Source organism: Providencia sp. PROV076, assembly GCF_028483405.1.
Classification (GTDB): Bacteria; Pseudomonadota; Gammaproteobacteria; order Enterobacterales; family Enterobacteriaceae; genus Providencia; species Providencia huaxiensis.
Window position 1 is genome coordinate 1 of the sequence record NZ_JAMPRR010000002.1, and the last position, 24,152, is coordinate 24,152.

The 24,152-nt window shown below is 41.8% G+C and carries 22 protein-coding genes and 1 pseudogene; 14 read left to right on the forward strand and 9 right to left on the reverse strand.

What is annotated here, in order from left to right:
* A pseudogene (locus tag PSF67_RS01425) lies at window positions 1-623 on the reverse strand (signal recognition particle-docking protein FtsY); the annotation flags it as partial.
* A 276-nt stretch (window positions 624-899) separates the two neighbouring features.
* Between PSF67_RS01425 and rsmD the strand changes: the two are divergent.
* Together rsmD and PSF67_RS01435 are read left to right on the forward strand one after the other, a co-directional pair.
* Window positions 900-1,481, forward strand: coding sequence for a 16S rRNA (guanine(966)-N(2))-methyltransferase (gene rsmD / locus PSF67_RS01430; RefSeq protein WP_166264266.1), 582 nt, complete (start codon window positions 900-902; stop codon window positions 1,479-1,481).
* Between the two features lie 10 nt (window positions 1,482-1,491).
* Window positions 1,492-1,788, forward strand: coding sequence for a DUF1145 family protein (locus tag PSF67_RS01435; RefSeq protein WP_195697735.1), 297 nt, complete (start codon window positions 1,492-1,494; stop codon window positions 1,786-1,788).
* A gap of 6 nt (window positions 1,789-1,794) precedes the next feature.
* Here the strand turns inward: PSF67_RS01435 and PSF67_RS01440 are convergent, their stop codons facing one another.
* Window positions 1,795-2,145: a DUF2500 family protein gene (locus PSF67_RS01440; RefSeq protein WP_102137986.1), complete on the reverse strand. Its 351-nt coding sequence runs from the start codon at window positions 2,143-2,145 to the stop codon at window positions 1,795-1,797.
* A gap of 152 nt (window positions 2,146-2,297) precedes the next feature.
* Between PSF67_RS01440 and PSF67_RS01445 the strand changes: the two genes are divergently transcribed.
* From PSF67_RS01445 to PSF67_RS01455, 3 genes are all read left to right on the forward strand, one after another.
* Window positions 2,298-2,927 carry a lysoplasmalogenase gene (locus tag PSF67_RS01445; protein WP_102137987.1) on the forward strand — a complete coding sequence of 210 codons (630 nt, stop codon included), beginning with the start codon at window positions 2,298-2,300 and terminating at the stop codon, window positions 2,925-2,927.
* A 160-nt stretch (window positions 2,928-3,087) separates the two neighbouring features.
* A complete protein-coding gene (locus PSF67_RS01450; RefSeq protein WP_102137988.1) occupies window positions 3,088-5,505 on the forward strand; it encodes a zinc/cadmium/mercury/lead-transporting ATPase in 2,418 nt (805 codons plus the stop codon).
* A gap of 214 nt (window positions 5,506-5,719) precedes the next feature.
* Complete coding sequence (locus PSF67_RS01455; protein WP_195697737.1) at window positions 5,720-6,670, forward strand: Rpn family recombination-promoting nuclease/putative transposase; 951 nt, start codon at window positions 5,720-5,722, stop codon at window positions 6,668-6,670.
* Between the two features lie 52 nt (window positions 6,671-6,722).
* Here the strand turns inward: PSF67_RS01455 and tusA are convergent, their stop codons facing one another.
* Window positions 6,723-6,971 carry a sulfurtransferase TusA gene (tusA, locus tag PSF67_RS01460; RefSeq protein WP_102137990.1) on the reverse strand — a complete coding sequence of 83 codons (249 nt, stop codon included), beginning with the start codon at window positions 6,969-6,971 and terminating at the stop codon, window positions 6,723-6,725.
* A gap of 169 nt (window positions 6,972-7,140) precedes the next feature.
* Here tusA and PSF67_RS01465 point away from each other — a divergent pair, with 169 nt between their 5' ends.
* On the forward strand, window positions 7,141-7,809 hold the full coding sequence (locus PSF67_RS01465) for a 7-cyano-7-deazaguanine/7-aminomethyl-7-deazaguanine transporter (protein ID WP_272676421.1): 669 nt from the start codon (window positions 7,141-7,143) through the stop codon (window positions 7,807-7,809).
* Window positions 7,810-7,903: 94 nt separating this feature from the next.
* On the opposite strand, the gene glpC is transcribed toward PSF67_RS01465, so the two are convergent.
* From glpC to glpA, 3 genes are read right to left on the reverse strand one after another with little or no spacing between them, the layout of a single operon-like run.
* Complete coding sequence (gene glpC, locus PSF67_RS01470) at window positions 7,904-9,097, reverse strand: anaerobic glycerol-3-phosphate dehydrogenase subunit GlpC (RefSeq protein ID WP_004258601.1); 1,194 nt, start codon at window positions 9,095-9,097, stop codon at window positions 7,904-7,906.
* Window positions 9,094-10,389: a glycerol-3-phosphate dehydrogenase subunit GlpB gene (gene glpB, locus PSF67_RS01475; protein ID WP_272530324.1), complete on the reverse strand. Its 1,296-nt coding sequence runs from the start codon at window positions 10,387-10,389 to the stop codon at window positions 9,094-9,096. Before glpB ends, glpC begins: the two co-directional genes overlap by 4 nt.
* Complete coding sequence (gene glpA, locus PSF67_RS01480; protein WP_004258606.1) at window positions 10,379-12,034, reverse strand: anaerobic glycerol-3-phosphate dehydrogenase subunit A; 1,656 nt, start codon at window positions 12,032-12,034, stop codon at window positions 10,379-10,381. The genes glpB and glpA overlap by 11 nt, the downstream gene beginning before the upstream one ends.
* A gap of 433 nt (window positions 12,035-12,467) precedes the next feature.
* Here glpA and glpT point away from each other — a divergent pair, with 433 nt between their 5' ends.
* Together glpT and glpQ are read left to right on the forward strand one after the other, a co-directional pair.
* Window positions 12,468-13,817: a glycerol-3-phosphate transporter gene (glpT, locus tag PSF67_RS01485; RefSeq protein WP_195697739.1), complete on the forward strand. Its 1,350-nt coding sequence runs from the start codon at window positions 12,468-12,470 to the stop codon at window positions 13,815-13,817.
* Between the two features lie 103 nt (window positions 13,818-13,920).
* Window positions 13,921-14,994 (forward strand): glycerophosphodiester phosphodiesterase, encoded by a 1,074-nt coding sequence (gene glpQ, locus PSF67_RS01490; RefSeq protein ID WP_195697740.1) that lies wholly within the window; start codon window positions 13,921-13,923, stop codon window positions 14,992-14,994.
* Between the two features lie 64 nt (window positions 14,995-15,058).
* Here glpQ and epmA read toward each other — a convergent pair whose 3' ends face one another.
* The gene (gene epmA / locus PSF67_RS01495) at window positions 15,059-16,036 is read right to left on the reverse strand and encodes an elongation factor P--(R)-beta-lysine ligase (protein WP_102137996.1); all 978 of its coding nucleotides are present in this window, start codon (window positions 16,034-16,036) and stop codon (window positions 15,059-15,061) included.
* 799 nt (window positions 16,037-16,835) lie between these two features.
* On the opposite strand from epmA, the gene frdA reads away from it, so the two are divergent.
* From frdA to frdD, 4 genes are read left to right on the forward strand one after another with little or no spacing between them, the layout of a single operon-like run.
* Window positions 16,836-18,632, forward strand: a complete 1,797-nt coding sequence (frdA, locus tag PSF67_RS01500; protein ID WP_102137997.1) for a fumarate reductase (quinol) flavoprotein subunit — start codon at window positions 16,836-16,838, stop codon at window positions 18,630-18,632.
* On the forward strand, window positions 18,625-19,359 hold the full coding sequence (locus PSF67_RS01505) for a succinate dehydrogenase/fumarate reductase iron-sulfur subunit (protein WP_004258616.1): 735 nt from the start codon (window positions 18,625-18,627) through the stop codon (window positions 19,357-19,359). Before frdA ends, PSF67_RS01505 begins: the two co-directional genes overlap by 8 nt.
* 14 nt (window positions 19,360-19,373) lie before the next feature.
* Entirely contained in the window at window positions 19,374-19,769 is a 396-nt protein-coding gene (frdC, locus tag PSF67_RS01510; RefSeq protein ID WP_004258617.1) for a fumarate reductase subunit FrdC, read from the forward strand.
* A gap of 15 nt (window positions 19,770-19,784) precedes the next feature.
* On the forward strand, window positions 19,785-20,138 hold the full coding sequence (gene frdD / locus PSF67_RS01515; protein WP_004258620.1) for a fumarate reductase subunit FrdD: 354 nt from the start codon (window positions 19,785-19,787) through the stop codon (window positions 20,136-20,138).
* Between the two features lie 76 nt (window positions 20,139-20,214).
* Here the strand turns inward: frdD and tetR are convergent, their stop codons facing one another.
* Complete coding sequence (gene tetR, locus PSF67_RS01520; protein WP_166264252.1) at window positions 20,215-20,814, reverse strand: tetracycline resistance transcriptional repressor TetR; 600 nt, start codon at window positions 20,812-20,814, stop codon at window positions 20,215-20,217.
* 78 nt (window positions 20,815-20,892) lie between these two features.
* Here tetR and tet point away from each other — a divergent pair, with 78 nt between their 5' ends.
* Both tet and PSF67_RS01530 read left to right on the forward strand, forming a co-directional pair.
* Window positions 20,893-22,095 (forward strand): Tet(A)/Tet(B)/Tet(C) family tetracycline efflux MFS transporter, encoded by a 1,203-nt coding sequence (tet, locus tag PSF67_RS01525; RefSeq protein WP_272676422.1) that lies wholly within the window; start codon window positions 20,893-20,895, stop codon window positions 22,093-22,095.
* Window positions 22,096-22,173: 78 nt separating this feature from the next.
* Window positions 22,174-22,755 (forward strand): TetR/AcrR family transcriptional regulator, encoded by a 582-nt coding sequence (locus PSF67_RS01530; protein ID WP_102138000.1) that lies wholly within the window; start codon window positions 22,174-22,176, stop codon window positions 22,753-22,755.
* A 166-nt stretch (window positions 22,756-22,921) separates the two neighbouring features.
* Here the strand turns inward: PSF67_RS01530 and PSF67_RS01535 are convergent, their stop codons facing one another.
* Window positions 22,922-24,106 (reverse strand): MFS transporter, encoded by a 1,185-nt coding sequence (locus PSF67_RS01535; RefSeq protein WP_166264246.1) that lies wholly within the window; start codon window positions 24,104-24,106, stop codon window positions 22,922-22,924.
* Window positions 24,107-24,152: the final 46 nt, after the last annotated feature.

The window sequence follows — 24,152 nt, forward strand, 5'->3', positions numbered from 1 at the left end:
CGTGCAACTTCTGCTGCTTGGCGTTCACGTTCCGCTTGTTCTTCCGCTAAACGCGCGGCTTCTGCTGCTTGGCGTTCACGTTCCGCTTGTTCTTCTGCCGCTTGGATTGCAGCTAACTCAGCTTGACGACGTTGTTCTTCAGCTTCTTCTGCTGCTTGGATCGCAGCTAACTCAACTTGACGCTGACGTGCCATTTCTGCTTCAGCAATACGTATTGCTTCAGCTTCTTGGCGTTCACGCTCCGCTTTTTCTTCCGCTAATATTTTCTCTTGGGCTTCCTGATGCGCTTGTTCCGCTTGCTCTTGGGCCGCTTGGAGTTCTGCTAATTTAGCTTCTCGCTCACGTTCTGCTTGTTCGGTTGCCGCATCAATCGCAGCTTGCTGCGCTTCATACTGGCGCTCAGCTTCATCTTCAGCGGCTTTAATAGCGGCCTGCTCTGCTTGATGTTGACGTTCCGCTTCGGCTGTTGCGGCATCTACCGCAGTTTCATGGGTTGATTGGTTTTCAACGTCCTTGACTACATCATTATCATGCTGTTGAGCTTCTTGTTGCTGGGTTTCTTCTTCATTTTTACGCCCAAACCCCAACCATGAGAAAAAACCTTTTTTCTTGTCTTTAGCCATTTGCCACTACACTCCTCGCGGTAAAAATATGGCACTCGATAATCAAATCGCAATAAAATTATATGCAGTCTACCATTTCATCGCTCAGCAACACATATCTGAAAGAAAAATCCTGCCAATTTAATCTGAATTTCAGTGTTAAAACGGTGAAAATAAAGTTCTATAATTGAAAAATGACCAATCAGAGATAACAACACTGCAACTTATCGCCTGACAGGTATACAATAGTAACAATCAAATTTAAGTACATAAACCCGTTAAGCAACAATAAACATTATGGCAAAAAAACCACAATCCCCCTCTTTAGGGCAAATTCGTATTATCGGTGGAAAATGGCGCGGAAGAAAGCTGCCAGTTCGTGATAGTGAGGGCTTACGTCCAACTACAGACAGAATAAAAGAAACGTTATTTAACTGGTTAATGCCAATTATTCGAGATGCTCGTTGCTTAGATTGCTTCGCAGGAAGTGGCTCACTCGGCTTTGAAGCACTTTCTCGTTTTGCAGAAACGGTCACCTTTATTGAGCTCGATAAACAAAACGCACAACTGTTAACTGAAAACAAAGCTCGCTTACAAGCAGATAACGCAACTGTAGTGAATCACAATAGCCTAACTTTTTTAAGTCAAGCAGGTACACCTTTTGATGTCGTTTTCATTGACCCACCATTTCGCAAAGGGCTGCTCAATGAAACTATTCAATTGTTAGAAAAAAACCAATGGTTAGCTGAAGAAAGCTGGATATACGTTGAGTCAGAAGCGGAGTCACCACTTACTGACATTCCAGCTAATTGGCAACTTCATCGCGAAAAAATAGCGGGGCAAGTCGCATATCGCCTTTTTATTCGAACTTCACTTTAGGGACAAAAACATGTTTATCAATATTGGACGCCTACTCATGATTTGCGTTTGGAGTTTTATGGTCTTTAACCTCGTCCATCCATTCCCTAAACCATTGAAATACTTTATGGATATTGCAATGGTTTTTATGGTTTTCATGCACGCATTACAAACTATTTTCCTAAAAGCAACGCTACCAAAAGGGGAAAAAATATCGGGTTTAGTTCAACTGCGCATTTTCTTTTTTGGTGTATTCGAAATGCTAGCGATGCAGAAAAAAAATAAAGCTGATTTAGAAAAAGCGAAGAAAAAACAATTAGGCGAGTAACCTATTCTACGCTGGCTCAAAACGAATAAAGCGGGTACCTTGCATAATGAGCTTACCTTCATGGCCAAGCTCAACGCCTTGATACTGTTCTTCAGTTACAATAGTTTTAATAATTTCGCCACTTGATAGCGTCTTAAAGTGAATCTCATAGCGAAAAGTTTCAGGGGAAACAACATCCCGCTCTCGAGAGCGCATATTTGGGTATGGATAGTCTTTTTTGCTATCAACCTTGACTAAGTAACTCACAGGCAAGGCGTTATCGTTGATTTCATTTTGCTTGCGTTGATCAAAAAAACGCTTGGTTGCTAGGACAGCAATGATCGCTAAAACAATGATCAATAATATGGGCTTATTCATAATGTATGCTTTTCACTTAAAAAGTCAGTCGCTATAGTTTATCTTATTTAACTAAGTTGGACACGCTTCTATACTCTACATAGCTTGAAGTAAACGAGTATAAGTTGCCGGATCACTGTCGTGTCATTCATTGAACATATAAGGATGTGTATATGATTAGTTGGCCATTCCTCGCAGTACTCTTTTCTGGTTGGTTATATGTCGATGCCGCCTATCGAGGACCCGGGTGGCAACGGTGGTTATTTCGCCCGATCACACTGCTACTTTTATTACTTTGGGGCTGGAGTTCCGACGATCTTAACCTGCAAAATTACCTCATTCTTGCGGGCCTGCTAGTCTCGCTCGTCGCGGATCTGTCTCGTATGCTTTCAAGTGAGCACTTACTAGCTTCCGTTGCGTTGATGTTCTTGAGTTACTTGATTTATACCATTAGCTTCGGAATGCAACTCAATTTCGGGCTCTATCTACCTTGGCTAGCCGCCCCTCTGATTGTCGCTGCCATTACTTTAGTATTTATCTGGGGCAAACTTGAAAATCTTCAAGCCATTGTTTTTGCATCATTAATAATGTGTATGATTATGGCATGGGTTGCTGGTGACCAATATTTTGGTCTCGGTCGTGAATACAATTTTTCAATCATGGTTGGTGCATCACTGCTCTTTCTTTCTAACTGTGTTTGGCTAATTGCTCGATTCCGTATCCCATTTAAAGCTTCAAAAGCCGTTGTTGCTGCTCTCTATTTCCTTGGGCAGTTCTTTATTGTCCGAGCAATTTATTTATAACCCCTTTTTAGTAAACACCATGCCAATTGATAAAAAGTGCTATTTGAGAATTTTATCAGTTGGCAGCCCCTCTTTTAGTTTGACTCTGGAGTAGACTCCAGAGTGTAGACTTATCTGCAATGAATAATGAAACGAATTATTGTTAGATAAGGGGGCGCTTATGCACTCACACTCTCATAAAGAAAATCATACACATACCAGTTCTTGCTGCTCGAATAGCGGTACCTGTTCTTCTGTAATAACAGAGAACAGCAAAGAAGTGAGTAATGGCTCACATACTCACGAACATGGCTATACAAAGCAACACTCTGATGACGATGAAGAATCTCACCAGCATCAAGGATGCCATTCATCCCATGAGCATGATACCGACGATACGCACCATAACCATAGCCATGCAGGCCATGACCACCAACACGGTGATAGTTGTGGGTTAAGCGCGAATATCATCAATGAAGTTGAGCCAACCCAAGCCGCAGGGCAACGATTCAGTTGGGTTATTCGCGGTATGGATTGCCCTAGTTGTGCCAATAAAATTGAAACCGCAGTCGGCCAAATTAGTGAAGTTAAACAAGCTAAGGTATTGTTCGCTACTGAAAAATTAGTGGTTGATGCCAATACGGATATTAGCGCGGCGGTTCGTTCCACGGTTGAAGCTGCTGGCTATGAATTGCTCGAAGTGACTGGTAATAGTGCGGCGGCTATTGCGCCACCACAAAGCTTACTCAGTGAAGCTAAGCCCGTCATTATATTAGCGATTTTAATGGCAATTAGCTGGGGTATTGAATCATTCAGCCCAAAAATTGGTAACATCGCCTTTATTTTGACAACCCTGTTTGGTTTATACCCTATTGCTCGTAAATCGTTGCGCCTAATTCGTACTGGCTCACCCTTTGCTATCGAAACTTTGATGACCGTTGCCGCGGTAGGTGCAATCTTTATTCAAGCCACAGAAGAAGCCGCAATGGTTATCTTACTGTTTATGTTAGGCGAAATGTTGGAGTCTTATTCTGCCGGAAGAGCCCGACGAGGGGTTAGCGCCTTAATGGCACTGGTTCCAGAAGATGCTGTTTTGATCAAGGATGGACAAAAAACCACCATACCTGTGGCACAATTACGCCCTGGTGACATTATTGAAATCGCACCGGGTGGTCGTTTACCTACCGATGCCGTATTAGTCTCAGGTTTTGCCAGCTTTGATGAGAGTGCGCTAACAGGTGAATCTGTTCCCATCGAACGCAATGCGGGCGAAAAAGTTGCTGCTGGCTGTTTATCCGTTGATAGAGCCGTGCAGATGAAAGTGGTGTCAGAGCAAGGCCAAAATGCCATCGACCGTATTTTACAGCTAATTGAAGAAGCTGAAGAACGCCGCGCTCCAATAGAACGCTTTATTGACCGCTTTAGTCGCATATACACACCAATCATTATGCTTATTTCTGCATTGGTGATTATTATTCCACCAATTTTCTTTGATGCATCATGGGAAACATGGATTTACCGCGGTTTAACACTGCTATTAATCGGTTGTCCTTGTGCCTTAGTAATTTCGACCCCTGCCGCAATCACCTCTGCACTCGCAACGGCGACACGGCGCGGGGCATTAATTAAAGGCGGCGCAGCACTTGAACAACTGGGTACTATCACAACAATTGCTTTAGATAAAACAGGCACACTAACGGAAGGTAAACCGCATGTCACTGACCTTGTCCCTGAAGAAGGCATGACAGAAAGTGAATTAGTACGGATAACCGCTTCCGTTGAGGTGGGCTCCCATCACCCACTGGCTAAGGCGGTAGTGAATAAAGCCGAAGCATTATCGTTGGTAGTAACCGAAGCTCAAGACCGAAAAGCACTGGCAGGGAAAGGTGTTGAAGGTGTTTTGAACGATAAACATATACTGGTTAGTGCACCAAACCGCCTTGATACCCCGCTAAATAGCGAATGGCAAGGTAAAGTTGAGGCACTTGAGGCCGAAGGGAAAACGGTTGTTGTCACACTAGAAGATAACCGTGTAATTGGTTTAACCGCGCTACAAGATACACTGCGCAATGATGCAAATGACGCAATGAGTTTGCTTAAAGCGCTTAACGTTAATGCGGTGATGCTAACGGGTGATAATCCTCGTGCTGCGAGTGCCATTGCAGGGCAACTAGGCATGGAGTTCCGTGCTGGCTTGTTACCTGAAGATAAAGTTACCGCAGTAATGGAACTTAATCGTAACCACAGCACCATGATGGTTGGAGATGGTATTAATGATGCGCCTGCGATGAAAGCCTCCAGTATCGGGGTAGCCATGGGAAGTGGTACGGACGTTGCGTTAGAAACCGCCGATGCCGCATTAACTCATAACCGTTTAACGGGGCTAGCTGAAATCATCGCGCTTTCTCGTGCAACGCGAAAAATCATTCGTGAAAATATCGCGATTGCCTTGGGGTTAAAAGCCGTATTCCTTGTCACAAGTTTATTAGGTATTACAGGCCTTTGGGTCGCTGTATTGGCTGATTCAGGCGCAACAGCACTCGTCACAGCGAACGCAGTGCGTCTATTACGCGTTAAATTACCCCAAGTGAAAAAATAGCTTTAATTAACAGAGTTTCAATCAACCAATTTAAACGCCGCGTTAAGTGGCGTTTTTCATTTACAACATTTCCAATAAATACCTGTATTACAATATGTTAAATGCAAATTCAATTAAAGAATTAGGACTAACTTTTTCTCCATAAACCTCAGTTTTCGCTAGAATACGTTTTATCAATAGATTATTTTGGTATAACGTTTAGTGGGTACTGAGTATGGTAAAAAATCACAGTTCAACACCGCATGATGCTGCATTTAAAGGGTTTATGTCTAAAATTGATAATGCACGTGATTTTTTTGATATTCACTTACCTAATCATATTAAGCAATTATGTGATTTCAAAACATTAGCGATAACAAATTCATCTTTCATTGATAATCAGCTACGTACTCGTCTTTCAGATGTTCTCTACACTGTCGAGACACAGCAAGGTGAAGGATATATTTATATGTTAGTTGAACATCAATCAACACCCGATAAACTAATGGGTTGGAGGATGATGCATTATGCGTTCCTTGCCATGAATCAGCACTTACAACAAGGTCATCGTGATTTACCACTAGTTGTCCCAGTTTTATTTTATCATGGGAAAATAACCCCTTACCCATATGCTAAGCCGTGGACACACTGTTTTCAGTGGCCTGAAATTGCGTCAAACTTATACAGTCAGCCATTTCCTCTCGTCGATATTACTGTTATTGATGATAATGAGCTCGTAAACCATCGCAAAGTTGCCGTCATGGAACTTGCTATGAAACATAGAGACCTAAGAGATAACATAGAAAAAATTACGCAATTACTAGCTGAAGCGATGAATCGAAACTATCATCATAGTGATGACATAATTACTATTTTCAATTACTTATTTATTACTATGGATTCACCGCATTTTGAAACAGTGGTCAATCAACTTATATACCAACTAGAAAATAACCAAGAGGATATCATGAACATCGCACAACGATTAAAAAACCAAGGATTACAAGAAGGAATTGATATCGGTGTAAGTAGGGGCATTGATATCGGTGTAAATAGAGGCATTGATATCGGAGAAAACAAAAAACAACATGAAATTGCTCTTAAAGGTTTACAACTTGGTACAAGTATTGAACTTATCTGTCAACTTACAGGGCTGAGCTATCAGGAAGTATTAAACCTACGTTAATCCCTACTTCTTGGCAGGAATTAACGTACAAAATGAAATTAGCTAATAACTATTAGCTCGACTTTTTACGCAGCAAATAACGATACGGGGTATTATCAACCTCTACGGCTAATAAATCATGCTCCATAAAACGGCAAAAGCCCGGAATGTCGCGTGTGGTTGCTGGGTCATCCGCAATAATTAACAACGTTTCCCCATCTGCCATATTACGAACCGTTTTACGCACTAACATCACAGGCTCAGGGCAACGCAACCCAAGTGTGTCAAGGGTCTTAGTAGCATTATCAAAAGAATCAGACATAAATAAACACTTCTAAAGAGAGATCAATAATCGAATTATATAATAAAACGTGTCTTGATGAATGAACTGTTTTGCTTTCGTTGCGCAACGAGCGTATGATGCGCAGTTCCCAACTGTTGGGATGAATTTCATGGGTTCCCTCACCCCATTGTCACTAAAAAGGTACAATATGTTTAATTTTACTGCGCAGCAAAAAGCCACTGCGTTAATTTGGCTTTCGTTATTTCATATTTTAATTATTACTTCTAGTAACTACCTAGTGCAATTACCGATTAATATTTTCGGTTTCCATACCACTTGGGGCGCATTTACTTTTCCATTTATTTTCTTAGCGACTGACTTAACCGTCCGTATTTATGGCGCACCACTTGCACGCAGAATTATCACTGCGGTTATGCTGCCGGCATTACTGATATCCTATGTTATTTCAGCGTTATTTTTCCAAGGTGAATGGCAAGGCTTTACTGCATTGTCTGAATTTAACTTATTTGTCGCACGTATCGCAGCCGCTAGCTTTATGGCTTATGTCCTGGGTCAAATATTAGATGTCAGTGTTTTCAATCGATTACGTCAAAATGCACGTTGGTATGTGGCTCCTGCTTGTGCCATGTTCTTTGGTAACTTAATTGATACTATCGCGTTCTTCTTTATCGCATTTTTCCGTAGTAGCGACCCATTTATGGCCGCAAACTGGGTAGAAATTGCTTTAGTTGACTATGTCTTTAAGCTACTTATTTGTATGCTGTTTTTCTTACCTGCTTATGGTGTGCTTTTGAATTTTATCTTGAAATATTTCTTTGCAAACTCAGATAAAAAGCAGTTAGTCAATCAACACTAAAAACAAAAAAAGGAGATAGCTAAATGCTATCTCCAAATAAGATTAACTGAGCTAAAACAACAAATAACAACCCTACAATTCGATAAGTAATAGATCACAAAGCTTTTGCTAAAAGTGAGATGGGATGCTCACACTTCTTACTCGTCGACATCTCAATCTGCCACTTACACGTTTCACAGTCAGTGATCACCATATCAGCACCACTTTCTTCAATTTGGCGAAATAACCCGGCACCAATACCTTGAGAAACCTCATAGTTTTCTTTTTTGAAACCATAGGTTCCTGCGATACCACAGCACTGTGAGTCTAACACTATCAGCTCAACACCGGGTACACGCTTAATTAACTCTAATGTGTAGGAGGTCCAACCCATTTTTTCCATATGGCATGGTGTATGATAAGCCACTTTTAAAGGCGTATGTTTCAGTTTAAGTTCACGCCCTTCTTCCAGTAAACGATAAATATAACGTGTTGCGAGCTCGATGTTATCCCTCATTGCAGAAGTATCAACATCAAGGACATGTGTATATTCATCACGGATAGTAAACGTACACGTTGATGAAGTTGCAACAACAGGTACATGTTTTTCAAGGATAGTTTCTTGTAATGACTCTAAATTCACATTGGCTTGGCGTTTTGCCTGTTTCATAAAGCCATTCGCAATTAACGCCACACCACAACATTTTTCACGTTTAAGTAATTGAACGCCAATGTTCATCCCATTGAAGACTTTAATTAAGTCTTTACCTAATTGAGGGTGGTTATAATTCACATAGCAACCATGGAAAAACGCAACTTGCTCTTCAAATTTAGCTTGTTCAGCGGCTTGTTTTGCATACCAACGACGGAAAGTCCCAAATGAATATTTTGGTAATTCACGGCGATGGTCTATTTTCAGTGCTTTATCAAGGATTTGACGTACAGGTTTTAACCCTGTAATCGTATTTACAACTGGTGCAAATGGCGTAGATAGCGACCCCATTAAATCGGTATGACTGAGAATTGCATCACGAATTTTCGGTTTTTGCTGGCTGTAAGTATTACGCGCACGGGCAATAATATCGCCAATTTTCACATCCGATGGGCAAGCCACTTCACAGCGCTTGCAGTTTGTACAATATTTAAGTGCCTCGTCATATAACATTGGGTCTTTTAAGCGCAAACGCTCACCATCGGGCCCGGCTTGCTTAGGGCCAGGATACAATGGATTAACCTTTGCTACAGGGCAATAAGTGGTACACACCGTGCATTTAATACAGCTTTCAAAGCTTGCATCTTGAATACTCATTGTGCCACCTCCACCTGCATGGTTTTACTCTTAATCAGTTCATTAATGATTTCATTAGCGGCATATAATGCGCTAATTATTGATACACCCGCCCCACAACCTTGGGTGAGAGGGTCAAAACCGCCTAATACAGCGCCAGCGACATAAAGGTTTGAAATAGCGTTCCCCTCTTTTTGTGCGCGCAGCTTTTCATCAGTTTTCACGCCAAAAGCCATATAAGGTTGGGAAGCAAAAAACTCTTTGTTAGTCCATTTTGCACGTTCTGAAATTTCACACAGGTCCAATTGCATCAATGGCTCATACACACGGTCAAACTCTGCCACCAATCCATTATTGAAAAAACTCCCCGTTGCCAAAACAAAATGCTTAGCTTTTAAAGAGATGTCACCATGATTACGAGTCTGGACAGATTCAATTCGGCCATCCACACAGTTTACCGCAGTGACTTTATCACCTGGCATCACTATGCCACCTTGGCGCCGAAACTGACGCAATAACATTTCGTGTAAACGGATCCCCAATAAAGAAGGTGGAAGAGTCGGCAATAAAAATATAGGCTTACCTAAGTTCCTTTGTAATTCCTGTAAAGGTTCATCACTGTCGAGTCCGATACACGCTGGCATGAAAATCGCTTCTGCATCTGCGACCAACGGGGAAATTTCAGCTACCATTTGAGCCATGTTTTCTGGACGGTCTAACCAGCGAGCAACATTAACGGCTCTAAACTCGCTCGGGTTTTCTCTTAACCGGTCTAATAATGGTAAATGCACATAGTGCGCTGTTGCTTGTAGCCCTTCACGTTGTAGCTCATCCGCAACCATTTGGGGTTGAAAATCCAAGAAACCTTCGATACCAACCACCGCAATATTGTTAGCATCCATTTTATTGTGTAAGCCAACCGTTGGAACAAATTTAGGACTAAGCCAAGTCATGCGCTTATGGCCTAGAGGTGTAATGCGATAATGGTTTTCTTCACAAGAGCCTTTTAAATGGACTCCCGCTTGCTGCAATATCGACTGCGCCATATGCGCTAATTCAGTAACCTGCGTTTTTCCGATTAAACTATAAGGGTGAGCTGGCGACTGTTCCTTTAACGCATCAAGCATTTCTAATGGTTTTTCAGCCACTTCCCCATTAGGCAAATGGGTTAATAAATCTAAGGAGCCTGATGAAAAATGCAATGCATTTTGCCCTGCGCTAACAATTGCACAAGATAGGCCAGACTGGGTTAAACGTATACCACTCATTAATCCAGCCAAACCGCCGCCCATTACCACTACATCATATTTCATTATCTGCCTCCTTCTGTGCATCCTTGCCTAGTGTCGCTTCATTCATGCCACATAACCCGTGATATACCCAGCTAGTAAATTCACTTTCACGCAGCGCATCCCCCCAAGCTATTGGACGTACACCTTTCCAGCGCTCATTCAGGAAGTGACTTAATTGCTGCTCTGTTTCATGGGGCGTTGTAACATTAAAACGATTGAGTAAGCCAGCTGCGCGGCATGCACATAGCTCACCTTGGCAAGTTCCCATACCCACACGAGTACGGCGCCTTAAATCAAGCAGATTATTGACCGTCAATGAATTCACGGCATAACGCACCTCACCCGCAGTAACGGCTTCACACTCACAAACTAAACTTTTATCGAGCCTATCCGTACTGAGAATTGCAGAAGCTCTGTCACCATGGCGATAAACCGCAGAGCCACGAATAGGGGCTGGGATAGAAACAACATTACGTAAGGCTTCTTCTGCGCTGTGCTGCGACCCCGGTAATGGGGCTTCTGCTGTTGTACATTTGGCGCTGTGACCAAGTTTTTCGCAAACTTTATCTGTCGCCCATTCCGCCATCAGGCGATAAGTCATCAACTTACCCCCTGTAATGGTGATAAAACCTTCTAAGCCATCGCGTTTAGCATGGTCTAACAACACAATACCGCGGCTTACGTTACGCCCTGATGGGTCATCATCACTAGCAACTAATGGTCGAACGCCTGCATATGCACGTAAAATGCGCGTTGTCGCAAGTGCAGGAGACAACATCGAACCTTCGCGAATCAGAATATCCACCTCTTCAGGGGTGACATACATATTATCAATTTGGTCATATTCAATATGAGTCGACGTGGTCCCAATCAGGGAAATCGTATCGCCGGGAACCAAAATATCGGCATCTGCAGGTTTACGGCAGCGGTTTATCACCATGTTGTTCAAACGGTGACCTAAAATTAATAGTGCCCCTTTCGCAGGGAACATTTTAATTTTTAATTCGCCATATTCTGCAATTTTTTGTCCCCAGATCCCGCCCGCATTGACGACAATTTCTGCGTAAATATCATATTGTTTCTTAGCATGATGATCATATACCGTCACACCGCGTACCGTATCACCATCACGAATTAAGCCAATAACTTCATGATAAGTTAACACTTTTGCGCCATGCTCTCTGGCATCTAACATATTTGCCGCAGTTAAACGGAATGGGTCAACCGTACCATCAGGAACGCGAACCGCACCGATTAAATGCGGGTTAACAGAAGGTTCAAGACGAATAGCCTCTTTAGGGTCAATCGCAGTCGCATCAATACCTGCCGCTTGGCAGGCCGTAATGAATTGCTGCTGATATTCTAAGCTGTCTTCAGGAAGAGTAATAAACAAACCGTCCGTTCGTTCAATACAATGATGTGCGATACGCTTTAAAATTTTGTTCTCTTCGATACATTCTCTGGCAGATTCACCATCTGTGACGGCATAACGCGCGCCACTATGCAGTAATCCATGGTTACGTCCTGTCGCGCCAGTCGCAATATCATGTCTTTCGAGTAAAACGGTTCTTAGGCCTCGGCGAGCGCAGTCACGAGCGACTCCTGCACCTGTTGCGCCACCACCGATAATGATGACATCCGTTTCAGTCACAGATGAGCCATTCATGTCGCATTCCTCACATTAATAAACGTTTCTATAATAAATAAGTATAGGTTCTATTTTTATAATCTATTATTAAATATAGCCCAGAAACGCGATCAATGTTTGATAAGGAACAAAAACGAAAGTAATTGCGACATTTTTAGCACCTCAAAGAACAAAATCGTGATGAAAATCACAAAATAATTAACATTTCCAGTTCCATTCTATTCACAAATGTCATTTACTATGCAACTTCATAAACAAAATCAATAATTGTGCGTTGGATTACAGATAAATTGTTTTTTAACGACTACAATTTAGAGCAATTAAGAAAATAAAGACTCTTAAATTACTCGAATACTTTCGTTTTTGTTACTTCACCAATAATAAACACTCAATCTCTCTGAAACAGAGAATGGAAGTGTAAATAAAAATTAGCATGCCATCGGAGGCGTATATGTTAAGCATTTTTAAACCAGCACCTCATATAGAGAGGCTGCCAGCTGATAAGGTAGATCCTGTCTATCGTAAGCTTCGTTGGCAGATCTTCATGGGTATTTTCTTTGGTTACGCAGCGTATTATCTAGTCCGAAAGAACTTTGCGTTAGCGATGCCATATCTTGTTGAACAAGGTTTCTCTAAAGGTGACCTTGGTTTCGCATTATCAGGGATCTCAATTGCTTACGGATTTTCTAAATTTATCATGGGGTCGTTTTCCGACCGTGCAAACCCGCGCTATTTCTTACCCGCAGGTTTGATTCTTGCCTCCGTAGTGATGTTAGTCATGGGCTTCGTACCATGGGCAACATCAAGCATCATGGTAATGTTCGTATTACTGTTCCTTTGTGGTTGGTTCCAAGGTATGGGTTGGCCTCCTTGTGGACGTACCATGGTTCACTGGTGGTCACAAAAAGAACGTGGTGGTATCGTTTCGGTTTGGAACTGTGCGCACAACGTCGGTGGTGGTATCCCTCCATTACTGTTCATGTTAGGTATGGCATGGTTTAACGACTGGAAAGCTGCGCTGTATATGCCTGCATTGGCTGCTATTCTAGTTGCAATCATTGCATTTGCGTTAATGCGCGATACCCCGCAATCTTGTGGTCTTCCTCCAATTGAAGAGTACAAAAACGACTATCCAACAGACTATAAAGCATCCGATGAAGAAGAATTAACTGCAAAAGAAATCTTCATGAAGTATGTTTTCCCTAACAAACTGTTATGGATGATTGCGATTGCGAACGTGTTCGTTTACTTACTGCGTTATGGTGTTTTGGACTGGTCTCCAACTTACCTGCGTGAAGTTAAACACTTCGCAATGGACAAATCTTCATGGGCTTACTTCTTATATGAATACGCAGGTATCCCAGGTACGTTACTGTGTGGTTGGATGTCGGATAAAGTCTTCCGCGGTAACCGTGGAGCCACTGGTGTGTTCTTCATGATCCTTGTAACCATCGCAACTATCGTGTTCTGGATGAACCCAGCCGGTAACCCAAATGTTGATATGGCATGTATGTTGATCATCGGTTTCTTAATCTATGGTCCTGTTATGTTGATTGGTTTACACGCTCTTGAACTTGCACCGAAAAAAGCAGCAGGTACCGCCGCAGGATTCACAGGCTTGTTCGGCTACCTCGGTGGTTCTGTCGCAGCAAGTGCTATCGTTGGTTATACCGTAGACTACTTCGGTTGGGACGGTGGCTTCGCAGTCATGATCGGTGGTTCAGCATTAGCTGTTGTTCTACTGTTTATCGTCATGTTGAGCGAAAGCAAACATAAACGTGAATTAGCAAACTCACAATAAACATTCATTAAATGTTCATTGTTAATCGCTAGACTCGTGGGCTATATCAAAAAATGATGTAGCCCATTTTTTTACCCAAATAAAGTGCCAAGGAGATATAATCATGAGCTTTCCATTAAAAACATTGGTGGCTAGTATGGTTTTAGTGATGTCAGTGTCTGCTGTAGCTCAAGCTTCAAGTAAAGTTGTCATTGCACATCGTGGTGCAAGTGGTTACTTACCGGAACATACCCTACCTGCAAAAGCAATGGCTTACGCACAAGGTGCTGATTTTCTTGAGCAAGATTTAGTTATGACGAAAGATAACGAGCTCGTGGTCTTACATGACCATTATCTCGATCGCGTGACGGATGTTGCTGAACGTTTCCCTGACCGCGCGCGTAAAGATGGCCGTTATTATGCGATTGACTTTACCCTTGATGAAATCAAATCACTCAATTTTACAGAAGGATTTGATATTGTTGATGGTAAAAAAGTCCAAAGCTATCCGAACCGCTTCCCGATGGGCAAATCAGATTTCCGCGTTCATACTTTCCAAGAAGAGATTGAATTTGTTCAAGGATTAAACAAATCAACAGGTAAAAATATTGGTATCTACCCAGAAATTAAAGCCCCTTGGTTCCACCAGCAAGAAGGCAAAGATATCACCAAGAAAACACTCGAAGTTCTTAAAGAATATGGTTACACCACCAAGGATTCCAACGTTTATCTACAATCATTTGACCCAAATGATCTAAAACGTATTAAAAATACCTTGATGCCTGAAATGGGAATGGATCTTAAATTAATTCAGTTGATTGCTTACACCGATTGGAACGAAACTCAAGAGCAAAAACCTGATGGAACTTGGGTTAACTACAATTACGATTGGATGATGAAACCGGGTGCCATGAAAGAAATTGCAACCTATGCAGATGGTATTGGCCCTGATTATCATATGCTAATTAGTGAAGAATCTACGCCAACTAACATCAAAGTGAATGGCATGGTCAAAGAAGCCCATGAAAATAAAATGGCGGTTCACCCGTTCACTATTCGTGTTGATAAGCTGCCAAAATACGCCAAAGATGGGCAACAGCTTTATGACATCATTTATAACCAAGCTGATGTCGATGGCGCCTTTACAGACTTCCCTGACTTAGGGGTTAAGTTCTTAGAACAACAGAAACAAAAATAGTTTTCTGCACCAAAAACAATAATGCAGCCAAATGGCTGCATTATTTTCAAGTTAGGCGTATTAGTTAAGCGATAGTGACAGGGAATGCGATCACATCACTGATTTTATCTGCATTTAAAGCAATCATAATCAACCTATCAACCCCAACAGCGACGCCAGAACAATCAGGTAAACCATGCTCTAGAGCCGCAAGTAAGTGCTCATCAATAGGTGCAGTAGGTAACCCCATTGTCACGCGTTTACGGTTGTCTTGTTCAAATCGCTGGCGCTGTTCGCTTGCATCGGTGAGTTCATGGAAACCATTCGCCAGTTCCATTCCTTTATAATACACCTCAAAACGCTCAGCAACACGATGGTCTTCCGAGCTAATTACAGCAAGAGAAGCTTGGGTCGCAGGGAAATGATACACCACCACAGGCTTTTCTTTACCGATATGAGGCTCAACACCCATGGTAAATAACAGCTGTAGCAAGGTATCTTTATCTTCTTCGTGATCCGCGATATTGCTTAAATCTAAACGAGCAGCAACCTCACGTAATTCACTTTTCTCAGCAGACAATGGGTCAATATCCAAATAGCGTAAAAACGCTTGCTGATAAGAAAGTAGCTCCGCACTCTCGCACTCTAAGACTTGTTGCAGTAAGTCATCCACTTCATTAATCAAGCGATACATATCAAAATGCGGACGGTACCACTCTAACATGGTAAATTCAGGATTATGATGCCGCCCTGCTTCTTCATTTCTAAAGCTACGACCTAGCTGATAGATAGGCCCACTACCTGCTGCTAATAAACGTTTCATGTGGTATTCAGGGCTAGTCATTAAATATAAATTAATGCCTTGTGCCGCACCAGGGCCCACAAAACGCGTTGCAAATGGAACAAGATGAACGTCAGTGACTGTAGCCTGACTCATTGCGGGGGTTTCGACTTCAAGTACACAGCGATCAGTAAAAAAACGTCTGATTTCCGCAATTATTTTTGCGCGCTGTAACAGGTTAGCGATGGGGGCGGTTGGCTGCCAATTCGCTATATCACTCATTAAGATGACTCCAAAATAAACTTAGTCGTGCAGTGTACCCACCTCACTTGCAACACACAATGCATTTACACTGATAAAGCGCATTTATCTGAGCGTCAGCGCTTGTAACTGTCGACATAATGAGTAAGTAGGGATAGCCTGATTATCCCTTGCTTTATACGATTAGGCAAAGCCTTTGCTTTTAGCTTTACATAAGCTGATGGGAAGACGTAAAGAAAACAGCCTAAAACATGATTATTTCTTATATTATGTGACATAGCTGTTACTAAAAAAGCGAAACGATTCGCTTTCTCAATCTATTTTAAAATTTTCTCTTCGAAATTGAACTTCCTCTAAAAATAAACAGTGAGACTCCTCGCAAATTAGCATTCAATATGAATGAAACTCTTCAGCTATAATAATAGTATTATTCACTTATTATTGGTAAAACCTGACTAATTCCCTTGGTTTTATACGCTAAGATTTTATGTAAATTTAATGATAATTATTTGAAATTCCTTTTTATTCGATGTTAACAGCCTAGAAAATCGAGTAATGTAAAAACAATTTACAAAAAGAAGATCTACCTCACACTTTATAGCTAAATTTGGCCAAAACCCCCCTCTATATCAAATTTATCTTGAGTACTATTCGCTATAATTCACAGCATGATAAGTCATTATTAGCTATTATATTATTTACTATTAAAAAACAGATATTTCGGAGTTTAGCTTTAAGTTGAACTGAAAATGACATAGCTAATTATCAAAAGTATTTAAAAGAATTTATCAATTTTACACTTGAACAATGGAGAAGCGCAGTGCAAACCTTCAATGCCGATTTAGCGATTATCGGGGCCGGGGGCGCAGGCTTACGTGCAGCAATTGCTGCCGCTGAAGCAAATCCCAATATCAAGATTGCTCTGGTCTCAAAAGTATACCCAATGCGTAGTCACACCGTGGCCGCAGAGGGGGGATCAGCAGCAGTTACTCAGGCTCATGACTCCTATGACTATCATTTTAATGATACTGTAGCTGGTGGGGACTGGCTGTGTGAGCAAGATGTCGTCGATTATTTCGTCGAACACTGCCCAACAGAAATGACCCAACTAGAACTATGGGGCTGCCCGTGGAGCCGTAAACCAGATGGTTCAGTTAACGTTCGCCGCTTTGGTGGGATGAAAATTGAGCGTACGTGGTTTGCTGCTGATAAAACTGGCTTCCACATGCTCCATACCCTGTTCCAAACTTCATTAAAATACCCACAAATTCAACGTTTTGACGAACACTTTGTCCTCGATATCATTGTTGATGAAGGCCAAGTCCGTGGTCTTGTCGCGTTAAATATGATGGAAGGAACAAAAGTCCAGATCCGTGCGAATTCTATCGTCATGGCAACGGGCGGTGCTGGACGTGTTTATCGCTATAATACCAATGGCGGTATTGTAACCGGTGATGGGATGGGAATGGCATTCCGTCATGGTGTTCCTTTACGTGACATGGAATTCGTTCAGTATCACCCAACAGGTCTTCCTGGCTCTGGTATCTTAATGACCGAAGGTTGTCGTGGTGAAGGCGGGATCCTTGTCAATAAAGACGGCTATCGCTATCTGCAAGACTACGGAATGGGACCTGAAACGCCACTGGGTAAACCTGAAAATAAATATATGGAACTGGGTCCACGTGACAAAGTTTCCCAAGCGTTCTGGCACGAATGGCGTGCAGGCCGCACTATCAGTACCCACCGCGGTGATGTTGTTTACTTAGATCTTCGCCACCTTGGTGCAGAAAAACTGCATGAGCGTTTACCATTCATTTGTGAATTGGCGAAAGCCTACGTGGGGGTTGACCCAGTAACAGACCCAATTCCTGTTCGCCCAACAGCTCACTACACCATGGGTGGTATCGAAACAGATCAACGCACAGAAACACGTATCAAAGGCCTATTTGCTGTCGGTGAATGTTCTTCTGTTGGCTTGCACGGTGCAAACCGTTTAGGTTCTAACTCATTAGCTGAATTAGTGGTATTTGGTCGCCTAGCAGGTGAAGAAGCCGCTCGCCATGCTGCTGAAGCAACACCAGCTAATGCAAATGCTATCGAAGCCCGTACCCGTGATATCGAAGCTGACCTTAGTAAACTCATGAACCAAAAAGGGAAAGAGAGCTGGTCGAAAATCCGTGATGAGATGGGTATTTCAATGGAAGAAGGCTGCGGTATCTACCGTACTCCTGAATTAATGCAAAAAACCGTTGATAAAATTGCTGAACTGAAAGAACGCTTCAAACACGTCGAAATTACCGACCATAGCAGCGTATTTAATACTGACCTACTGTACACCATTGAATTAGGCTTTGGCCTTGATGTGGCTGAATGTATGGCTCACTCTGCAATCAACCGTAAAGAATCACGTGGTGCACACCAACGTCTCGATGAAGGCTGTACTGAGCGTGATGATGTGAATTTCCTTAAACATACTTTGGCATTCTATAACCCAGAGGGCTCCCCTCGTTTAGAATACAGTGACGTGAAAATCACGAAATCTCAGCCAGCTAAACGTGTTTACGGTGCCGAAGCTGAAGCTCAAGATAAGGCGAAGAAGGAGCAAGCTAATGGATGATATGAAACACCTAAAAATGGAGATCATGCGTTACAATCCAGAAACGGATAGTGAGCCCCATTTGGTGACGTATGATGTCCCTTACGACGAGCAAACTTCTTTGTTAGATGCGTTAGGCTATATCAAAGATAACCTCGCTCCAGACCTGTCTTACCGCTGGTCTTGTCGTATGGCGATTTGTGGTTCTTGTGGCATGATGGTCGATAAAGTACCTAAACTGGCTTGTAAAACATTCCTGCGTGAATACCCGCAAGGCATGAAAGTTGAGCCATTAGGTAACTTCCCAATCGAGCGCGACCTTGTTGTTGATATGACTCACTTTATCGAGCGTTTAGAAGCGATCAAACCGTATATTATCGGTAATGACCGTAAACCTTCTGAAGGCCCGAATAAACAAACGCCTGCCCAGATGGCGAAATACCATCAGTTCTCAGGCTGTATCAACTGTGGTCTGTGCTATGCAGCTTGCCCACAATTTGGACTGAATCCAGAATTCATCGGTCCAGCCGCTATCACATTGGCAGAGCGCTACAATTTAGATAACCGAGACCATGGTGCGAAAGAACGCATGACCTTGTTAAATGGTGACAATGGTGTCTGGAGCTGTACGTTTGTAGGCTACTGCTCTGAAGTCTGTCCTAAGCATGTCGACCCTGCGGGCGCGATCCAACAAGGTAAAGTTGCCAGTGCGCAAGACTTTGTTATCGCCATGCTGAAGCCACGATAAGGAGAATTGAAGTCATGACAACGAAACGTAAACCCTATGTTAGGGAAATGAAGGGCGACTGGTGGCAAAAGTTGGGTTTTTACCGCTTTTACATCATGCGTGAAAGTACTTCAGTCCTTCAAGTTTGGTTCAGTATTTTAGTCCTGTATGGGGTATTTGCGCTGAAAAGTGGCCCTGAATCATGGGCGGGTTTTGTTGGGTTCTTAAGTAACCCAATCATTCTTATCATTAACATTATTACTTTGGCGGCAACACTATTGCACACCACTACGTGGTTCAATCTTGCACCAAAAGCCGTCAGTATTATTGTAAAAGATAAGAAAATGTCTGATGAGCCTATTGTTAAAGGCTTCTGGGCTCTCACGATTGTTGTTACTGCGGCAATCTTAGCAATCGCATTGTTATTTTAATCTAAGGAGAATCTGATGAATCTAACGCCTAAACGTTCCGATGAGCCGATTTTCTGGGGGTTATTTGGTGCTGGTGGTATGTGGAGTGCCGTGATTGGCCCTGCTATTATCATTCTGTTAGGGATTTTAATTCCTCTCGGCGTTGCACCAGAAATGCTGAGCTATGAGCGTATTATGGCATTTAGCCAAAGCTTTATCGGCCGCGTATTCTTATTACTGATGATTATTTTGCCAGTATGGTGTGGTATGCACCGTATCCACCATACTTTGCACGACTTTAAAATCCATGTCCCAGCGACAAAATGGGTTTTCTATGGCGGCTCAGCAATCATCAGCGTTATTGCAATTATCGGTGTATTCACACTGTAAATAATTCAATCACACATTATTTTAATACAAGGTATGGCAGCAATGGCCATACCTTTTCTTTTTTAGAGCTTAAAAACTATTGCTTAAAGCCTCGAATAAGTGATTCTAAACCAAATAAAAAAGCGGCCGTTCCATCATCATTATCCATGATGTGTATCGCCTGCTTTAATAACAACGGCATTGAGCTATCTTGTCCTACATCCCGCTCACTAATTGCGGCAATATGTTCTTGCTGTTCTAGCACCGAACCTAACGTAAAATGCCCCACCGCGCTAATTGCATATAAACCGTTTTGTAATGAAAAACCGTTATCAACCATAAACTGTAATTGTTTTTCCACAGTTGCATATTGCTCTGAACTTGGGCGAGTCCCCAAATGTACCTTTGCCCCATCACGATAGCTAAGTAAGGCACGGCGAAAACTTAATGCATTATGACGCAAAAATTCCTGCCACGTTTCCCCCTCGGCAGGTAATGGGTGGTCATGGTGCCGTTTTAGCATTTCAACCGATAATGCATCCAACAGTGTGCGCTTATTCTTCACATGCCAATACAGTGTAGGCTGCTCAACGCCCAGTTTTTGGGCCAATTTTCGAGTTGTCAGCCCTTCCATTCCCACTTCATTCAGCAAGTCTAATGCAGCACTAATAATGGTTTCTCTATCCAGCCTTGCCATATTGCTCCCCTATTTTTATTGACACTCTATCACTGATAGGGATATATTCCAACTCTATCACTGATAGAGAAATCAATTATGAATAAGTTTGCGATCACCGCTTTAACGATCACCGCCCTAGATGCCATGGGGATCGGCTTGATCATGCCTGTTTTGCCAGCCTTACTTCGTGAGTATGTAACAATAGAAAATCTGGCAAACCACTACGGCATCTTACTAGCCCTGTATGCCGTCATGCAGGTGTTTTTTGCTCCAATACTGGGAAAATGGTCCGATAAATTCGGTCGCAGAGCTATCTTACTGCTTTCCCTTGCGGGAGCCGCTCTCGACTATACTTTACTGGCTTTATCCAGCTCACTTTGGATACTGTATTTAGGCCGCTTAATTTCAGGGATCACTGGGGCAACAGGCGCTGTTGCCGCTTCTATTATTGCTGACAACACTGCCCCGCAAGAGCGTACAAAATGGTTTGGGCGACTAGGTGCAGCATTTGGTGTTGGCCTAATCGCTGGCCCTGCGATTGGCGGCTTTGCAGGGCAATTCTCTCCACACTTACCTTTTGTTATTGCAGCCGCCTTGAACGCGTGCTCTTTTGTCGTGATCTTGCTTATTTTTAAAGATCAAAACAGACGTGCTATACAGAATGATCAAAATGAAACTGTAGAGCAGCCGGTTTCCTTCATACGGCTGATAAAACCTGTCATTATGCTCCTTTTTGTCTTTTTTATGGCGCAGCTAATTGGCCAGATCCCTGCAACAACTTGGGTGTTATTTACCGAAAGTCGCTTTCAATGGGACAGTATGCAAGTTGGGTTATCTCTGGCGGGTTTAGGCGTCATGCATGCCCTATTTCAAGCCTTTATTGCCGGGGCGATAGCCAAAAAATTCAATGAAAAAGTGACAATTATTGTCGGTTTTATCGCAGATGGCACCGCATTCATTATTTTATCATTACTCACAGAGGGTTGGATGATTTTCCCTACATTAATTTTGCTCGCCGGTGGCAGTATTGCGTTACCCGCGTTACAAGGGTTAATGTCCGCTCAAGTTAATCAAGCTAACCAAGGCAAACTACAAGGAATATTGGTGAGTCTAACCAATACTACGGGGGTAATTGGTCCATTATTATTTAGCTTTATTTTTGGCCTTACACTGGCAAACTGGGATGGCTGGGTGTGGCTAATTGGAGCAACAATGTATGTTTTCTTGATCGCATTTAGTTTATCTTTTCATAAAAGCGACAGCTCGATAGTTGAAACAGCAAAACTACCGGGGAGTTAAGTTTTAGCATATCAATATTAAGTGCTATGATACCCTTATCAGATTTGCTTTTGGAACATGACGTTAAGAGATATTTCAATGACAATACAACCTAAAAAGCCAAGAACGAAACCTGCGGAAGAAAGGCTAGATGACCTGATGAATGCAGCAGAAAAACTCTTTCTTTCCAAAGGATTTGTTAATACAACTGTCAGCGAAATTGTCTTATCTGCCGATGTTGCAAAAGGGACTTTTTATCACTATTTCCAGTCAAAAAATGACATTATGGAAGCCTTACGCTCTCGCTATATGGACTGGTATTTAGGCCACATTCAATCCGCTGTAGACTCACAAAAAAGTGCATCTGCCAAACTCAAATCATGGTGTGAAAATAGCGTCAAATACTATGTTGAAAAACAAAACATTCACGACATGCTATTTCACGACGAATACCACGGGCGCAGTAATGACCATGAAACCCGTGCAGTTGAACAAATTAAAGCTATCCTAGCTTTCGGTGAACAAAACAAAGCGTGGCCAGAATTACCCCAAGAATTGATAGCGACAATGATTTACCACTCCATGCATGCTGCTGTTGATAATTTAGCTAATAGCACCGAGTATAATCAACAGACTCTGGGCGAAATCCTATACCAACGTTTTAGCCAGTTGATCAAGTAACACTTTTCATTGTTAGTACTTCTTATTGCTACTTTTTATCCGCAAAACATTTGTATAGCTAATAGAGCAGACATCTTATATTTTATTACTGCCATTCTACCTACTGTAGACCTATCATTTATGAAGATTTAATCCCCCTAAGGGGGGGATTAAATCATGACTGACACTAAACAGGATTTGGTTTTGGCAACCAAGTCGAAATAAAGTAAGAAAGCCCACAACCCGCAATAAATAACCCAACATAACCTAAGTTAAAGTGACTTAAATAACTAACAATCAGAGGGGTGATCCCACCGATAGATGCAGCTGCACTGTTATAACCCACTCCTAATATTGTTGCCTGCCCATTAGATTTATCCATCAGCACTGCTGATAAATTACACAATATCATTGCTGAATATGTGGACATAACAACTTGAGCTAAAAAAACCAGAAGTAAATTATCTATTTGTAGTAAAAAATAAAGGGGTACTGAAAACAATACCATCCCAATAACTCCCATATTAAAAACAGATTTAGCCGAACTATACTTATCTGTTAACCAACCACATATCATCATAAAAACTAACAATAAACCGGATGAGAATATTTCATAAAAATTTTTTATCTCGTCTATCTTTAATTGTTGAATAATTAGTGAAGTTGACAAATTTTGAGAGTAAAAAGTGACAGTCCCAGGGATGGTAAATAAAAACACCCAAAAAACATGGTACCAGCTGAACATTATTTTTTTGTTCAAATCATTTTTATAATCTGGTAATTTAGCTCTAAACCAAAAGCTAATTAAAATATTAATTAAACCAATTAATAATGGGATCCTCCACCCAATTGACTGCATAGTATCTTCAGATAACGTATTCTTTAGAATGAAAACGATAACTAATGATGCAATGACCCCACATAAAGAGCTACCAACAATAATTGACGAAACTCTAGATTGAATATTTCCATCTAAATCCTTAAATAAATACGTAATTAGAGAAGGAAACTCACCTGCGAAACTAAAAGAAAGAGCCAATTGTAAAATTAATATTGCTAGTGGCGTATAGTCTCCTAATAATTCAATGGGTAGCAGTGCCATCATTAATGTTGCCGTGCCGGTTATCATACTTGTTAATATCAAAGCAGATTTTTTTCCTACCGTATCAGCGTACCGGCCGATAACATACCCTCCTAATGGGCGAATTAAAAAACGTAATGCAAAAATCCCCCATACCATTTCCGTAGCTTGGGAATAACCTAATTTAGTTAATTCCATACTTAAATAAGTGGATATAGCTGCAAAAACAGCAATATCATAGTATTCCAAAGCATTACCAGCGACTGCCCCAAATCTAAATTTCCATTTCATTTTGATATTTACATCCATTTAAAAATGATAAAGTATTTTAATTATT

Coding starts and splice junctions, on each gene's coding strand:
- rsmD (WP_166264266.1), top strand. CDS start 900: ATGGCAAAAAAACCACAATCCCCCTCTTTAGGGCAAATTCGTATTATC.
- PSF67_RS01435 (WP_195697735.1), top strand. CDS start 1,492: ATGTTTATCAATATTGGACGCCTACTCATGATTTGCGTTTGGAGTTTT.
- PSF67_RS01440 (WP_102137986.1), bottom strand. CDS start 2,145: ATGAATAAGCCCATATTATTGATCATTGTTTTAGCGATCATTGCTGTC.
- PSF67_RS01445 (WP_102137987.1), top strand. CDS start 2,298: ATGATTAGTTGGCCATTCCTCGCAGTACTCTTTTCTGGTTGGTTATAT.
- PSF67_RS01450 (WP_102137988.1), top strand. CDS start 3,088: ATGCACTCACACTCTCATAAAGAAAATCATACACATACCAGTTCTTGC.
- PSF67_RS01455 (WP_195697737.1), top strand. CDS start 5,720: ATGGTAAAAAATCACAGTTCAACACCGCATGATGCTGCATTTAAAGGG.
- tusA (WP_102137990.1), bottom strand. CDS start 6,971: ATGTCTGATTCTTTTGATAATGCTACTAAGACCCTTGACACACTTGGG.
- PSF67_RS01465 (WP_272676421.1), top strand. CDS start 7,141: ATGTTTAATTTTACTGCGCAGCAAAAAGCCACTGCGTTAATTTGGCTT.
- glpC (WP_004258601.1), bottom strand. CDS start 9,097: ATGAGTATTCAAGATGCAAGCTTTGAAAGCTGTATTAAATGCACGGTG.
- glpB (WP_272530324.1), bottom strand. CDS start 10,389: ATGAAATATGATGTAGTGGTAATGGGCGGCGGTTTGGCTGGATTAATG.
- glpA (WP_004258606.1), bottom strand. CDS start 12,034: ATGAATGGCTCATCTGTGACTGAAACGGATGTCATCATTATCGGTGGT.
- glpT (WP_195697739.1), top strand. CDS start 12,468: ATGTTAAGCATTTTTAAACCAGCACCTCATATAGAGAGGCTGCCAGCT.
- glpQ (WP_195697740.1), top strand. CDS start 13,921: ATGAGCTTTCCATTAAAAACATTGGTGGCTAGTATGGTTTTAGTGATG.
- epmA (WP_102137996.1), bottom strand. CDS start 16,036: ATGAGTGATATAGCGAATTGGCAGCCAACCGCCCCCATCGCTAACCTG.
- PSF67_RS01505 (WP_004258616.1), top strand. CDS start 18,625: ATGGATGATATGAAACACCTAAAAATGGAGATCATGCGTTACAATCCA.
- frdC (WP_004258617.1), top strand. CDS start 19,374: ATGACAACGAAACGTAAACCCTATGTTAGGGAAATGAAGGGCGACTGG.
- frdD (WP_004258620.1), top strand. CDS start 19,785: ATGAATCTAACGCCTAAACGTTCCGATGAGCCGATTTTCTGGGGGTTA.
- tetR (WP_166264252.1), bottom strand. CDS start 20,814: ATGGCAAGGCTGGATAGAGAAACCATTATTAGTGCTGCATTAGACTTG.
- tet (WP_272676422.1), top strand. CDS start 20,893: ATGAATAAGTTTGCGATCACCGCTTTAACGATCACCGCCCTAGATGCC.
- PSF67_RS01530 (WP_102138000.1), top strand. CDS start 22,174: ATGACAATACAACCTAAAAAGCCAAGAACGAAACCTGCGGAAGAAAGG.
- PSF67_RS01535 (WP_166264246.1), bottom strand. CDS start 24,106: ATGAAATGGAAATTTAGATTTGGGGCAGTCGCTGGTAATGCTTTGGAA.